Below are 13,413 nucleotides of genomic sequence, written 5' to 3' on the forward strand. Positions count from 1 at the left end.
TTCTATTTAACGAATGGGATGATCCCCGAATACGGATTGCTCCAGAATTTCTGCGATGTCTTTCGCTTTGACACGTTCCTCAACTTCCTTCATCTTCGTACCATCCTCCATCATCGTCAGACAGTAAGGACAAGCACTACTAATGACTGTCGGATTCACTTCTAACGCCTGCTCAGTTCGAGCCAGATTCACCCGCTTACCAGACGTCTCCTCTAACCACATCATGCCACCACCAGCACCACAACACATGCCATTCTCTCGAGACCGCTTCATTTCAGCCATTTCTACGCCAGGTATAGCTTTCAGGATATTGCGTGGTTCGTCATAGACATTGTTGTAACGACCTAGATAGCAGGAGTCGTGATACGTAATCCGTTCCTTCACTTCATGTCGGGGATTCAACTTCCCTTCTTGAATGAGCTTGTCGAGTAGCTGCGTGTGGTGGGTGACTTCAACACCCTCAAGTCCGAATTCAGGATACTCATTCTTCAATGTGTTGAACGTATGCGGACAGGCGGTGACAATCTTCTGAACACCATACTTCTGAAAGATGCCAATGTTATCGGTGCATAGCTGTTGGAACAACATCTCGTTGCCCATTCGACGTGGTGTATCTCCTGAGTTCTTCTCCTCGTTCCCCAGAATGGCGAAGGAAATGCCAGATTCATTTAATAACCTTGCAAATGCTCTGGAAATGGAACGACTACGAATATCATATGAACCCATCGATCCAACAAAAAACAAGTATTCGAAATCAGGGTTCTCCTTCACCGTTGGTACTTTAATCCCTCCGATATCTCCAGTCCATGTGGCACGGTCGTTCCGATTTAAGCCCCATGGATTTCCCTGTCTCTCAATATTCTGCATCGCGCGCTGTCCCTCATGAGGAACACTACCTTGCATCAACACCAAATGTCTGCGCAAATCAATAATTTTATCAACGTGTTCATTACTTACCGGACATTGATCTTCACAATTACGACAGGTCGTACAAGACCATATTTCCTCTTCTGATATGACATCACCAATAAGTTCTAGCTCTTCAGGTTTCTTGTCCTGTTCAACCCATGTTGATTTATGCCAGTCAAGTGTTGGCACGATATTCGTGATACCGATATCATTTGTATGCCATCCAACCTGTTCTTTCTTCTCTAGATTTAGTGCATGAGCACCACTAGTAGAAAACAAATATTGGGGCACCCAAGGCGATTTCCCCGTTATCGATGTTCCCTTCTCCACCATATGATCCCGAAGCTTCGTAATGAGGTGCATCGGCGATAACACCTTACCAGTACTGCTCGCAGGACACACCTCAGTACATCGTCCACATTCCACACAGGCGTAGAAATCGAGCATTTGCTTCTGCGAGAATTCCTCGATCTTACCAACGCCGAAGGTTTCCGCTTCTTCATCTTCCAAATCTATCTTTGTGAGCTGACCGACCGGTGCGCTACGACGGAACCAAATGTTAAGCGGAGCGGTCATAATATGAAAATGCTTCGACTGGGGAACATAGACCAGAAATGCTAATAAAATCAATAGATGCATCCACCAGGACACCATGAACCATCCATATGCTGTAGAGCTTGAAATTCCAGTTAAAGCTAATGCGATAAAGGAGGATATCGGTGAGTAATTAGAAAACGCTAAACCCAGCCATAAACGTTCGAAACTTAAACATAGAACGACAGATAACATCAAGGAGAAGATGAACAAGATGACGAGACTTGGCTTCCATCCTTTTTTCAATCGGGTAAGTTTCTCCCCATAACGACGATAAGCGGCGTATCCCATAGCAACCAAGATTAGAACAACCGTTATTTCCTGCATAAGCCCAAACACTGCATATCCCGGAATCGGTAAGTGTTTGCCACCTGTTAAGCCTTTGACGATAATATCCAATGCACCAAACTGTAAAATAATGAATCCGTAAAAAATAACGATGTGCATCAATCCACTCTTAGGATCCTTCATCAACTTCTTCTGACCGAATACCTGTGACAGAAACTCCGTCCATCTTCCCTCAGCACGTTGTCGGAAGTCTGCTGGTCCTCCAAGCTTTAGATATAGATAGCGATGATACACAGCTTTATAAAATAAATAGATGCCATAGCCTGTTATCATCAGGAATAAAAGGAAATTCGCCATCTGCCAACCCATCTCTCCCCTCCTTTCACACCCCAATTTCGCCTTTAGTTCAATCTATAAAGATAGAATGATCTAAAGCTACTTTAGTCTTTAGTTCAATCTATATAGATAATTCATTCACTTCATGCATATGATTATAAAAAAATGAATGAGGATTCATTCATTTTCCAAACACGAACACCGAGGTGCTCCATGATAAGTAGAAAACACGAGAAATTTGAACTCATTCTGGAAGCTGCATTAAAGGTCATTGCTGAGAATGGCTTTCATCGTTCTCAGATATCCAAAATTGCTAAGGAGGCAGGTATAGCTGACGGTACAGTCTATCTTTATTTTAAAAACAAAGAAGATATTCTCATTTCCCTCTTTCAACAACGATTGGGTGACTTGGTCAGCATGTTCAATAGCAGCATTCGCAAAACAAATTCGGCGGAAGAGGCGATACGTAAAATTTGTGAGATCCATTACACAGAATTGGAGCAAAACGTAAATCTCGCTTATGTGACTCAGATCGAACTCCGTCAAAGTTCACTTGAACTCCGTAAAGCAATTGGTCTTGCCGTGAAACCCTACATTCAACTGATTGAGGAAATTCTAGAACAAGGCGTTCAAGAGAAGCTCTTCCGACCTGATCTCGATATTAAGTTGACACGGTTGTTATTGTTTGGAGGAATGGATGAGGTCGTTACCTCTTGGCTCATCTCTGGAAGGAAATATTCGTTAACTGCCCAGGTAGACAAAACGGTTGAGTTTTTACTGAAAGGCTTGAAATAATCGTTAGAAGGGGAGCTTGGTCACATGAATATCTATGTCATTCTCAAACAAACGTTCGATACAGAGGAGAAAATTGTTATTCAAGATGGGGATATTCCCGACGACGGAGTTAAATATGTCATTAATCCGTATGATGAATATGCGCTCGAGGAAGCTATACGCCAAAAGGAACAACATGGGGGTTCCATCACCGTCGTTTCCATTGGGCCTAGTCGCACAGCTGAAGCATTAAGGACTGCTCTTGCATTGGGCGCCGATCAAGCTGTTCTCATCACTGATGATCGAATAGAGAGTGATGAATTTAGCATCTCAAAAGTATTGTCCGCATATTTCGCCAACAATCAACCCTATGATCTCATTCTTGGGGGGAATTTCTCTATTGATAACGGGGGGGGCCAAGTGGGTATTCGCCTCTCACAACTCCTCAATATTCCCCATGTTGCTTCGATTATTAAGTTAGATGTTTATGACGACCATGCTATCGTCTCGCGTGATTCCGAAGGGGATACCGAAACCGTGAAAGTTACCCTCCCTGCCCTATTCACTGCGCAGCAAGGGCTGAATGAACCACGTTACCCATCACTATCTGGAATTATGAAAGCTAAGAAGAAGCCCTTTCACCACTTCACCATAGATGATTTAGGTCTTACAGCATCAGAGATCATTGCCAAAACACAACGTGTCTCTCTCTTCCTCCCTCCTTCGCGCAAGTCAGGTCACATATTACAAGGTGAACTTAACGAACAAGCATCTCAACTCGTTCACCTTCTTCAACAATCTGATGTGTTAGGGATTTAATCCAATAAAAGGGGATGACCTTATGAGTAAATCATACGTTATCGTCGCAGAAGTACGCGATGGTAAGCTGCGTCAGGTGACTTTGGAAGCATTTCAATCTGTTGCTCTGGTTAAGGAGGATGGCGATCCCGTTTCCGTCATTATAATGGGACATCAGATTTCAGCTATTGCCGAACAATTATCCCAGTACGTGAGCGGACAGGTTTATGTCATCGACCATGTGGATTTGAAGACATACAACGCCGAAATTCAATTCCCTCTTATTAAAGAAGTATTGAACACCTTGAACCCTCATGCCGTTTTTCTAGGACATACCGCTGTTGGTCGTGAGTTAGCACCAATGATTGCTGCATATTTAGAGGCAGGTCAGCTCTCTGACGTTATTGCCATTGAAAAGTCTGAGACAGAAGTGCTATATACCAGACCGCTTTATGCAGGCAAAGCCTTTGAACAGAAAAAATTCTCTCATACGCCCCAAGTCGTGACGATACGCCCCAACAATATCGTTGCCGCTGACACTATCGACTCACATGCTCAAATCATTACAATTGACTACGTTCCGCCTTCATCCCTTCGCTCCATTGTGCAAGACGTCATTCGTAAAACCTCAGGTAAAGTAGATCTAACAGAAGCTAAAATCGTCGTATCCGGTGGAAGAGGTGTTAAGAGCGTCGATGGATTCAAACCTCTTCAAGAGCTAGCTGACGTGTTAAATGGAGCTGTTGGTGCCTCTCGTGGAGCATGCGATGCGGGGTATTGCGATTATGCCTTGCAGATCGGTCAGACCGGCAAAGTGGTCACGCCTGAAATTTATATCGCTTGTGGGATCAGCGGTGCGATCCAGCATTTAGCTGGAATGAGTCAATCCCGCATCATCATCGCCATTAACAAAGACCCTGAAGCACCCATATTCAAATTGGCTGATTACGGTATCGTCGGTGATTTATTCGTCGTCGTTCCACTCTTGACTGAAGAGTTCAAGAGAGCGTTGGCTTAATATTGATATTGGAATGGAATTAGAACGACCCATGGCTACTCCATTGAGAGCTATGGGTCATTTTTAACATGGAGGTTGGAACGTTTTAGTTGATTGTATTTTCTAGTATGTCACGATAGTATTAATAGAGACACACTAGATATAGCTATTTATACCTGATACGAATAATAAGGAGTTTTTACATATGGATTTTGTTGCAATTGACTTTGAAACAGCGAATGCGAACCGATCAAGCGCCTGTTCACTAGGACTTGTAGAAGTTCAAGGAGGTATGATTACATCAGAATACGTCTGGTTAATCGATCCAGAGCAGCCTTTTGATTATCGAAATATACAGATTCACGGGATCACTCCCGCTATGGTTAGCGGACAACCTACATTCCAAGAGCTCTGGCCAACGCTTGAACCTCTCCTGCAAGGAAAACAGATTGTTGCACATAATGCCTCATTTGATATGAGTGTTTTACGTTACTGTTTAGATAAATCGGTAATAGATTACCCATCGTTTCAATATTACTGTACTTATTTACTAAGCAAAAAGTTGTTGCAAGACATGCCTTCTTTTAAACTAAATGTTATTGCTGACTATTATGACATTCCGCTCAACCATCATGAAGCATTAGATGATGCTCGCGCATGTGCGAAGATTCTATTGAAACTACTTGAACAAGAACGGCACTCTGATCCAATACAACTCTCCAAAGCCCACAGTTGCAAGATAGGGTCGATGTTTACTGGAGGTTATACTCCATTCTCGGCTCCTACAAAGAAAAGTTCGAAGAAACCAACCTCAAGAAGCTACCCAAGATATAATATTAACTCTGGCATATAAAAGGACAAGCGGCTGAAATATCAGTTCGCTTGTCCTTTTTCTTAACTTATTATTAATAGGCTTGATATAAACCAACCGGTCCTAGACTACCATAAGATCCTTGAAATACGCCTTTAACGACATAGGTTCCTGTAGCAAGGTATCCTACTGAATACTCGACTGGACTTGGAGTTGTAGGTCCAATATTCACGGTAGTAGAGAAGACTTGACTAAGTTGACCCTGAGGCCCTTTGGAATAGAGCGTTAACTCAACGGTTTCATTCGTGGAACTCCAAAGGCCAACACTTAATTTATGTTGAGCAACTTGGCTAACTGTCAAATCATATGATGTTGCAGTATAGGCAGCAAATGCGTTAGTAGAGAAGGCGAAGAAAGCTAAAAATACGATTAAGACAACTTTTTTCATTGGTTTCACCTCCCTTCTCGGTATGGAGTGATATGTTAGAAAAAAAGTTTATTGTAAATAATTTAAATAAGTAATATTTTAACTATTATATCAATTTAATGATTATATGGATATACACACATTATCAAACTATACTATTATTTCAGATATTGAGCATAAAAAAGATGACCCCAAACGCACATATTGGAGTCATCTACTAAAGTATAGTCTTCTTTATTAAAAATCGAAATTGTCCGGGTCTGGACCAACGCGTTGATTCTCATTTAAACTATCAATACGTTCCATATCCTCTTTGGATAACTCGAAATCGAACACATTTGCATTTTCAATGATACGATGTTCTTTCGTAGATTTAGGAATCGTCACAACACCATTCTGTAAATCCCAACGAAGAATGACTTGAGCAGTCGATTTTTGATATTTATCAGCAATCTCTTTTAATACTGAATGATCTAATAATTGACCTTGCATCAACGGAGACCAAGCTTCCAATTGAATCCCTTGCTCCTTGCAAAAGGATAACAGTTCTTTCTGGCTTAGGAGTGGGTGGTATTCCACTTGGTTTACCATCGGTTTAACCACTGCATCTTTCATGACGTCTTCAAGATGATGAATTTGAAAATTGCTGACACCGATAGCTTTTACTTTTCCCTCTTTGTATAGCGTCTCTAGTGCTCTCCATGCATCCTTATACTTCCCTACAACAGGCCAGTGAATAAGATATAAGTCGAGATACTCTAAACCAAGCTTCTTTAAGCTTGTTTCGTAGGCTGCGATTGTAGCTTCATATCCTAAATCAGCATTCCACACTTTAGATGTTACGAACAATTCTTCTCTAGAAATTCCAGCATCGGCCATGCCCTGACGTATACCCACTCCGACACTCTCTTCATTTCCATAAATCGCTGCGGTATCAATACTGCGATAACCCTCTTTAATAGCGATTGACACAGCCTGAACTAACTCAGCACCTTCTTCTACTTTAAATACGCCAATACCAAACCATGGCATGAATACACCGTTGTGCAATGTTGTTGTGTCTTGTAATGTTGTGCTTATCATATTATTTCCTCCGATTAAATGATTTTGTTAACCTATTACCGTGAATATATATTGTCTCTCATTCAAAAGCTGCTAATTCATCACTCTTCGTGAAACTTTCTCTCTAGGGATCTACTCCAACCTGTAAGTATCACCGCTACAAAAACCATCACTCCTCCTATCCACGGTGTGTGTATCAGTCCAATGGAATCTGTGATTACTCCACCTAGATACGCTCCCAAGGCAATCCCTACATTAAACGCGGCAATATTGATCGCAGATGCCATTTCAATGGCGCTTGGCACATAACGTTCGGCTAGAGTAACGACATAGAATTGCAATCCTGGTACGTTCATGAAGGCAAATAGCCCCATCAACATAATCGTAATTAAACCTACTACTTTAAAAGGTGCCGTAAACGTTAAGGTTATGAGTACAACAGCCTGAATTAGAAACATATAAAATAATGCATTAATGGGGTTTCGATTCGCTAGCTTTCCACCAATTGTGTTCCCAATAGCAATAGAGATTCCGTAGACGAGTAAAATAACTGCAACGGTTCCTGACTTAAATCCGGTAACATCTTGAAGTAATGGGGATAAATAAGTAAAGACAACGAATGTCCCCCCATATCCTAAAGCTGTAATCACAAATACAAGTAATAACCGTCCATTGGTAACGAGTTTAAGTTGATCACGGAACAACATACGAGTTCCTTTACGTAAATCAGATGGAATAAGAATGCTGTTAGCAATTAAGGCAACGATCCCAATAATGACGATAACAACAAAAGCAAATCTCCAACTCAATTGCTGACCTATAAAAGTACCAAAAGGGACACCCGTAACCGTCGCTACAGTAAGTCCTGTAAACATGATGGCTATAGCACTAGCCTTACGGTTTGCAGGTACCAAATCAGCAGCTATCGTCGCACCAATGGCCATAAACACACCGTGTGCTAGTGCTGAAATGACACGAGCACCAAGTAATACCCCCATGCTTGTAGCACTTGCAGCAATACTATTTCCAATAATAAAAACAACCATAATCCACATTAGTAACGATTTACGAGACATACTAGAAGTCATCGAAGTTAATACGGGCGCTCCGATTGTTACCCCAAGAGCATACAATGAGACGGTTAACCCTGCAGTCGTGATAGGAACGTGTAGATCTTGAGATATAAGAGGTAATAGCCCCACACTAATAAATTCTGTTGTTCCAATCGCAAATGCGCTCACTGCCAATGCCAATAGCGCCAATATACTTCGTTTGTTATCTATATTCATTAAAGTACTCCTTAATTGTGATATCATTACCGGCCGGTGAATGCTATTATGAATCATATCGTCCAAATAGAGAAGTACGTACTTAAAAGTGATATAGGCACTAAAAAGTACCCTTGGTTGTAATTAGGAGGCTAACAATGGTTCAAAAGAAATACAATATCTCAGTTGAAGCTACACTCGAAGTCATAGGTGGCAAATGGAAATGCGTTATTCTATGTCATCTAACTCATGGCAAAAAACGTACCAGTGAATTAAAACGTTTAATGCCTGTCATTACACAAAAAATGCTAACACAGCAACTACGAGAGTTAGAGCAAGATGGCATTATTAATCGAATTAGCTACAATCAAGTTCCACCCAAAGTATATTATGAGCTAAGTGAATATGGGTGGAGTCTGCAAAATATTCTAAACTCTCTCTGTGCATGGGGAGATACTCATCTGACTAAAGTCTACGGAGATAAATCCTCTGTATTAGAAGAGAGCATCTTGAACCAGTAGGGAAAAATGTATTGACAGTGGAATGGACCTCGTTCTATGATAATGATTATCCGATATTGATAATCATTATCATTTATAAAAAAACAAGGGGTGTTCTTTTTGAATTTACGTTATGTTGTACCCGCAAGCCTATTGATTTCCTCTATTCTATTTACAGGTTGTGCTAAAAATAATGCAGAGCCTGCGTTGAATAAATCAACCACTTCCGAAACTGTAGCAACGAATACTAACCCATCCCAATCTACCGCTTCTCCAGATCTACAACCGGCTATTGATCAATATCGTTCATATGTCATTGAACAATGTGATCTGTTCGTGAAAGAAACCGAGAAATTCACTACTGCTGTAAAAAAAGGTAACCTTGAAGAAGCGAAGGCATTATACGCACCTACCCGCATGTACTACGAACGAATTGAACCGATTGCTGAAGCCCTTGGGGATTTAGATCCTAATATCGATGCCCGAGATGGCGATGTCGATCCGAGTGAATGGCGTGGATTCCATCACATTGAGAAAGCACTTTGGGAAGATGGAACAACAAAGGGAGAAGAAGAAGTCGCTGATCAACTTCTCAAGGACGCTCAACTCCTTCGCGCTAAAGTAGAAACAGTGGATATCAATGCAAGCATGCTTGTTACAGGTGCCGTTGAGCTTCTAAACGAGGTATCCTCTTCTAAAGTAACAGGGGAAGAAGAGCGTTATTCCCATACAGATCTTTATGACTTCGCAGCCAATGTAGAGGGTGCTGCCAAAATATATGAATTATTGAAACCGGAACTACAGAAGAAAGATGCTGACTTGGAAAAGGACATTGGTGAGCGGTTTGCTTCCTTACAGAAGGAATTGGCACCATTTAAAGTCAACGATGCTTACGTTTCATACGAAGTACTTAAAGAAGACCAAATTCGTAAACTCAGCCAGACTCTTGATGCTCTAGCAGAACCACTATCCAATATGGGAACCATTTTAGGAGTGTAAATAACCATGGAACAAGATAAACAGAACGACGTTCAAAGTAATCTTATGTTGAATAAAAAATTAAGCCGCCGCGATATGCTGCGGCTTGCTGGTGTTGGTGGCGTCGGTCTATTACTTGGCGGTGGTGCTATAGGTAGCATTCTATCATCTGAGATTAAGACTAAATCTTCCCCCTCAACATCGCTTAATCAAGATCCAGATTCCATCCCTTTCTATGGGGCGCATCAGGCTGGAATCATAACTCCGTCACAGAACTTCATCTGTTTTGCTGCTTTTGATGTTATTGCAGATAATGTCAGTGACATCCGTAAGATGTTTCAAAAATGGACTACAGCATCAGCATCTATCGCATCAGGATCGCTCATTGGCAACGTGAACGATAATCCTAATCTTCCTCCCTCTGATACAGGTGAAGCTGCAGAGCTTTCACCATCACGTTGTACAATAACCTTTGGTGTCGGACCTTCTCTATTCGATGCACGATTTGGTCTACAGAATAAACGTCCTCCCTCATTCCAAGAGCTTCCACTCTTCAAGGCTGACAGTCTAGAGCCGGAATGGTGTGGTGGTGATTTATGCGTTCAGGTATGTGCAGATGATCTCCAAGTAGCCTTCCATGCCATCCGTAACTTGGCCCGAATTGCTCGAGGAACGGCTGTACTTCGTTGGACACAAGAAGGCTTCCAACGAAGTGCTCAAGCTGATCCCAAATCTGCAACACCTCGAAATCTACTTGGCTTCAAAGACGGAACTGCTAACCCAGACGCAACGGACAGTACACTGATGAATGAAGTTGTCTGGAGTCAGTCTATCGATGGAACGAGTTGGATGACAGGCGGATCCTATATGGCTGTGCGTCGAGTTCGTATGCGTATTGAAGTATGGGATCGTAGTACCCTGAGTGATCAAGAGAACACCTTCGGTCGTCATCGTCATACTGGTGCTCCACTTGGATCAAAGGATGAGTTCGATACCCTTAAGTTGGATGAAGTTGATTCAAAGGGTCAACCCGTTATTCCTACGAACTCCCATGTAGCATTAGCTCATGGTGACGGTAGTATTCAGATGCTCCGTCGTTCCTACTCCTATTCAAGTGGAATGGATCTCAAAACAGGCCAACTGGATGCCGGCTTACTCTTTATCAGTTTCCAACGAGATTTACAAAAGCAATTCATCCCCATCCAACAACGCTTAGCTAATAATGATTTGTTAAACGAATACGCAGTTCATAAGGGTAGTGCTGTCTTTGCCTGCTTCCCTGGAACGACAGAAGGCGGATTTATTGGAGAAACCCTATTCGGTCGGATATAGAATAGGGTTTCCTTACGTCTAGCCCACATACATCGAATCACAAATGAAAGGATTGTAGACATGAGAAAAGGTTTCATCATACGAATCATTACGATCATCATATTGCTAACCACTTGTAACTGGGCTAATCCTGTTTCTTATGCTTCAGATGATTCCAAGCAAGATCATTTAATGCCCGCTGTCGGTAGTATTCTCGTCGAAGCAGGACATGCAAAGTGGAAGCAAGCCTCGCTTGATCTGGAAGAGCTTCAATCCTTGTGGAATTCAGTGAAAGCGGCGGAGACCCCTTCAGAAGGAAAAAGTAGTGAATTGGTAGCTAATGTGGACACCGCATTAACTGAAGCAACTACTAAGTTAAACGATGGTGGTGGAGAACCAGCGAAACAGGCATTAACAACCCTAGCTAAAGCCGTCGATGCCTATGTCTCTTCACTTCAGAATGATACACAATCCGTGGACCCTAACAAACTGACAGGTCCTACATCGGCTCAGCTACTGCTTCCTGCAGCTAAAAACTCATTAAATGCCATCAATGAAAAGGATTGGTCTCAAGCGAAGCAGAACTATCGTCAATTGATTGACGAATGGAGCGAGGTAGAGAACACCATTCGTGCAGACAATAACGTATTATACAGCCAACTAGAAACCAAGATTACCCTTGTACGCGTAGCCATTCAAGCTGAACCACCAAGGCAAGAACAAGCTAATCAAGAAATGCAGTCACTTCTAACTTTACTGACAGACTATGCCCAAGGAAAGACGATCGAATCGGGTTCTAACAGCAGTAACCAGACTTATTCCCTCGAGGAATTACTGAATATTCTTAAAGAGGCGCGTCAACAGACAGAGAATGGACAGAGCGCCGAAGCTGTTAAACAAATGGAGCAATTCATTACCATATGGCCTACGGTCGAAGGTAAAGTGCAGATATCATCTTCATCAACCTACACGCGCATTGAGAATGAGACAGCGCTTGTAACAGGACAGCTTTTATCCAATCCTCCAAAGCTTACAGAGGCCATTCAAATCATGGACAATATGATTGCTGAGCTTGAACCTATTGTTGGAGAACAAACCTATACTGCTTGGGATGCAGCGCTTATTCTATTACGCGAGGGTCTAGAAGCTATTCTAGTCTTAGCAGCGTTACTATCCTATTTGAAACGCAGTGATAATACGAAAGGTCGCAAATGGATCTGGACTGGCGCTGTAACTGGATTAGTAGGTAGTGCCATTCTGGCTCTGATTCTTATCTACACGATCTCTCAAGCCGCTTCTGGGAGTGCACGAGAGCTATTTGAGGGGATTACCGGTCTTGTATCCGTCGTTATGATGTTAACCATCGGTCATTGGTTGCATAGTAAGTCAAATACAAGTGCTTGGAATAACTATGTAGGTGCTCGTGTGGATAGCGCACTTGCCCGGGGCAGCCTATGGTCTCTTTTCTCCGTGTCCGCCCTCGCCATTCTGCGAGAAGGTGCAGAGACAACCATATTTTATGTTGGGATGGCACCATCTATTGATCCCTATCAGCTACTATTAGGTATTGGTATTGCCCTTGTAATCCTGTTTATATTAGGTTATGCAATCATCGCATTGAGTGTACGATTACCGCTACGCGCTTTCTTCCTTACCGCAACAGTACTTATATACTACCTTGTATTCCGCTTCCTCGGTGAGAGCATTCACTCTCTCCAGATTGCAGGGAAACTATCGGCACACGCTGTCGAACAATTGCCTTCCATCGCTTGGCTTGGTATGTATCCCACATGGGAAACATTTATACCACAGATTGTGGCACTCATATTTATAGGTTGGCAACTCGTAAGACAAGAACTTATTAAACGTAAATAATGTTGATATTTATCTAACAAAAAGAAACGCAAAAGAGCAGGAAACATAATGTTTCCTGCTCTTTTGCTCTTTATGACGACATCTATCTTAAAATATACTGCGACAGAACGCTTTGTACCTCATAAATGCTAACATTCTTGTTAAATGTCTTTACAATAGGAACCGTGCTACTTGAAATATAAATTTTGAGTTCCGCATCAAGATCGAAATGCCCGGCTGTCTCAACTGAATAATGCGAAATACTCTTGTAGGGTATCGAGTGATACTCCAACTTCTTCCCTGTTATCCCTTGCTTATCGATCAGGATCAGTCTCTTGTCGGTGAATATGAACATATCTCTAACCAACTTATAAGCTCTCTCAATCTTCTCTTGTGGTGCCAATATTTGAGCATATTCCTTCTGTACCGCGGATAAATCAACTTGAGTAGCATTCCCCATAAGACCATCTAAGAAACCCATATCCGTTCCCCCTCAATTATATTTC

At 42.1% G+C, this 13,413-nt stretch carries 13 protein-coding genes; 8 read left to right on the forward strand and 5 right to left on the reverse strand.

From position 1 onward, the window contains the following. Nucleotides 1–6 precede the first annotated feature (6 nt). A complete protein-coding gene (locus PGLA_RS24420; RefSeq protein WP_068537796.1) occupies nt 7–2,160 on the reverse strand; it encodes a heterodisulfide reductase-related iron-sulfur binding cluster in 2,154 nt (717 codons plus the stop codon). Between the two features lie 180 nt (nt 2,161–2,340). Between PGLA_RS24420 and PGLA_RS24425 the strand changes: the two genes are divergently transcribed. The 4 genes from PGLA_RS24425 (at nt 2,341) to PGLA_RS24440 (ending at nt 5,549) form a co-directional block, all read left to right on the forward strand. Next, a complete protein-coding gene (locus PGLA_RS24425) occupies nt 2,341–2,922 on the forward strand; it encodes a fatty acid metabolism transcriptional regulator FadR (protein WP_068537797.1) in 582 nt (193 codons plus the stop codon). Between the two features lie 24 nt (nt 2,923–2,946). Then, on the forward strand, nt 2,947–3,720 hold the full coding sequence (locus tag PGLA_RS24430) for an electron transfer flavoprotein subunit beta/FixA family protein (RefSeq protein WP_068537798.1): 774 nt from the start codon (nt 2,947–2,949) through the stop codon (nt 3,718–3,720). Between the two features lie 22 nt (nt 3,721–3,742). Then, the gene (locus PGLA_RS24435) at nt 3,743–4,717 is read left to right on the forward strand and encodes an electron transfer flavoprotein subunit alpha/FixB family protein (RefSeq protein WP_068537799.1); all 975 of its coding nucleotides are present in this window, start codon (nt 3,743–3,745) and stop codon (nt 4,715–4,717) included. Between the two features lie 184 nt (nt 4,718–4,901). Then, nucleotides 4,902–5,549: a 3'-5' exonuclease gene (locus tag PGLA_RS24440; RefSeq protein ID WP_068537800.1), complete on the forward strand. Its 648-nt coding sequence runs from the start codon at nt 4,902–4,904 to the stop codon at nt 5,547–5,549. 52 nt (nt 5,550–5,601) lie between these two features. Here PGLA_RS24440 and PGLA_RS24445 read toward each other — a convergent pair whose 3' ends face one another. The 3 genes from PGLA_RS24445 to PGLA_RS24455 form a co-directional block, all read right to left on the reverse strand. After that, a complete protein-coding gene (locus PGLA_RS24445; protein ID WP_068537801.1) occupies nt 5,602–5,955 on the reverse strand; it encodes a hypothetical protein in 354 nt (117 codons plus the stop codon). A 216-nt stretch (nt 5,956–6,171) separates the two neighbouring features. Further along, on the reverse strand, nt 6,172–7,014 hold the full coding sequence (locus PGLA_RS24450; protein ID WP_068537974.1) for an aldo/keto reductase: 843 nt from the start codon (nt 7,012–7,014) through the stop codon (nt 6,172–6,174). Nucleotides 7,015–7,097: 83 nt separating this feature from the next. Then, a complete protein-coding gene (locus tag PGLA_RS24455; protein WP_068537802.1) occupies nt 7,098–8,285 on the reverse strand; it encodes an MFS transporter in 1,188 nt (395 codons plus the stop codon). A 137-nt stretch (nt 8,286–8,422) separates the two neighbouring features. Between PGLA_RS24455 and PGLA_RS24460 the strand changes: the two genes are divergently transcribed. From PGLA_RS24460 to PGLA_RS24475, 4 genes are all read left to right on the forward strand, one after another. Next, a complete protein-coding gene (locus PGLA_RS24460) occupies nt 8,423–8,785 on the forward strand; it encodes a winged helix-turn-helix transcriptional regulator (protein ID WP_068537803.1) in 363 nt (120 codons plus the stop codon). Nucleotides 8,786–8,884: 99 nt separating this feature from the next. Next, on the forward strand, nt 8,885–9,763 hold the full coding sequence (efeO, locus tag PGLA_RS24465; RefSeq protein ID WP_068537804.1) for an iron uptake system protein EfeO: 879 nt from the start codon (nt 8,885–8,887) through the stop codon (nt 9,761–9,763). Nucleotides 9,764–9,769: 6 nt separating this feature from the next. Beyond that, nucleotides 9,770–11,074 carry an iron uptake transporter deferrochelatase/peroxidase subunit gene (gene efeB, locus PGLA_RS24470; RefSeq protein WP_068537805.1) on the forward strand — a complete coding sequence of 435 codons (1,305 nt, stop codon included), beginning with the start codon at nt 9,770–9,772 and terminating at the stop codon, nt 11,072–11,074. A 60-nt stretch (nt 11,075–11,134) separates the two neighbouring features. Continuing rightward, nucleotides 11,135–12,928: an FTR1 family iron permease gene (locus PGLA_RS24475; RefSeq protein WP_068537806.1), complete on the forward strand. Its 1,794-nt coding sequence runs from the start codon at nt 11,135–11,137 to the stop codon at nt 12,926–12,928. 82 nt (nt 12,929–13,010) lie between these two features. Here PGLA_RS24475 and PGLA_RS24480 read toward each other — a convergent pair whose 3' ends face one another. After that, on the reverse strand, nt 13,011–13,388 hold the full coding sequence (locus tag PGLA_RS24480) for a PH domain-containing protein (RefSeq protein WP_068537807.1): 378 nt from the start codon (nt 13,386–13,388) through the stop codon (nt 13,011–13,013). Nucleotides 13,389–13,413 lie beyond the last annotated feature (25 nt).

The sequence above is a fragment of the Paenibacillus glacialis genome, from assembly GCF_001637205.1.
Taxonomy (GTDB): Bacteria; Bacillota; Bacilli; order Paenibacillales; family Paenibacillaceae; genus Paenibacillus_AQ; species Paenibacillus_AQ glacialis.

Bases quoted from the DNA above. Each gene is read 5' to 3' on its own strand.
- PGLA_RS24445 (WP_068537801.1), bottom strand. From the start codon at position 5,955: ATGAAAAAAGTTGTCTTAATCGTATTTTTAGCTTTCTTCGCCTTCTCT.
- PGLA_RS24460 (WP_068537803.1), top strand. From the start codon at position 8,423: ATGGTTCAAAAGAAATACAATATCTCAGTTGAAGCTACACTCGAAGTC.
- efeB (WP_068537805.1), top strand. From the start codon at position 9,770: ATGGAACAAGATAAACAGAACGACGTTCAAAGTAATCTTATGTTGAAT.
- PGLA_RS24430 (WP_068537798.1), top strand. From the start codon at position 2,947: ATGAATATCTATGTCATTCTCAAACAAACGTTCGATACAGAGGAGAAA.
- PGLA_RS24480 (WP_068537807.1), bottom strand. From the start codon at position 13,388: ATGGGTTTCTTAGATGGTCTTATGGGGAATGCTACTCAAGTTGATTTA.
- PGLA_RS24475 (WP_068537806.1), top strand. From the start codon at position 11,135: ATGAGAAAAGGTTTCATCATACGAATCATTACGATCATCATATTGCTA.
- PGLA_RS24435 (WP_068537799.1), top strand. From the start codon at position 3,743: ATGAGTAAATCATACGTTATCGTCGCAGAAGTACGCGATGGTAAGCTG.
- PGLA_RS24420 (WP_068537796.1), bottom strand. From the start codon at position 2,160: ATGGGTTGGCAGATGGCGAATTTCCTTTTATTCCTGATGATAACAGGC.
- PGLA_RS24440 (WP_068537800.1), top strand. From the start codon at position 4,902: ATGGATTTTGTTGCAATTGACTTTGAAACAGCGAATGCGAACCGATCA.
- PGLA_RS24425 (WP_068537797.1), top strand. From the start codon at position 2,341: ATGATAAGTAGAAAACACGAGAAATTTGAACTCATTCTGGAAGCTGCA.
- PGLA_RS24455 (WP_068537802.1), bottom strand. From the start codon at position 8,285: ATGAATATAGATAACAAACGAAGTATATTGGCGCTATTGGCATTGGCA.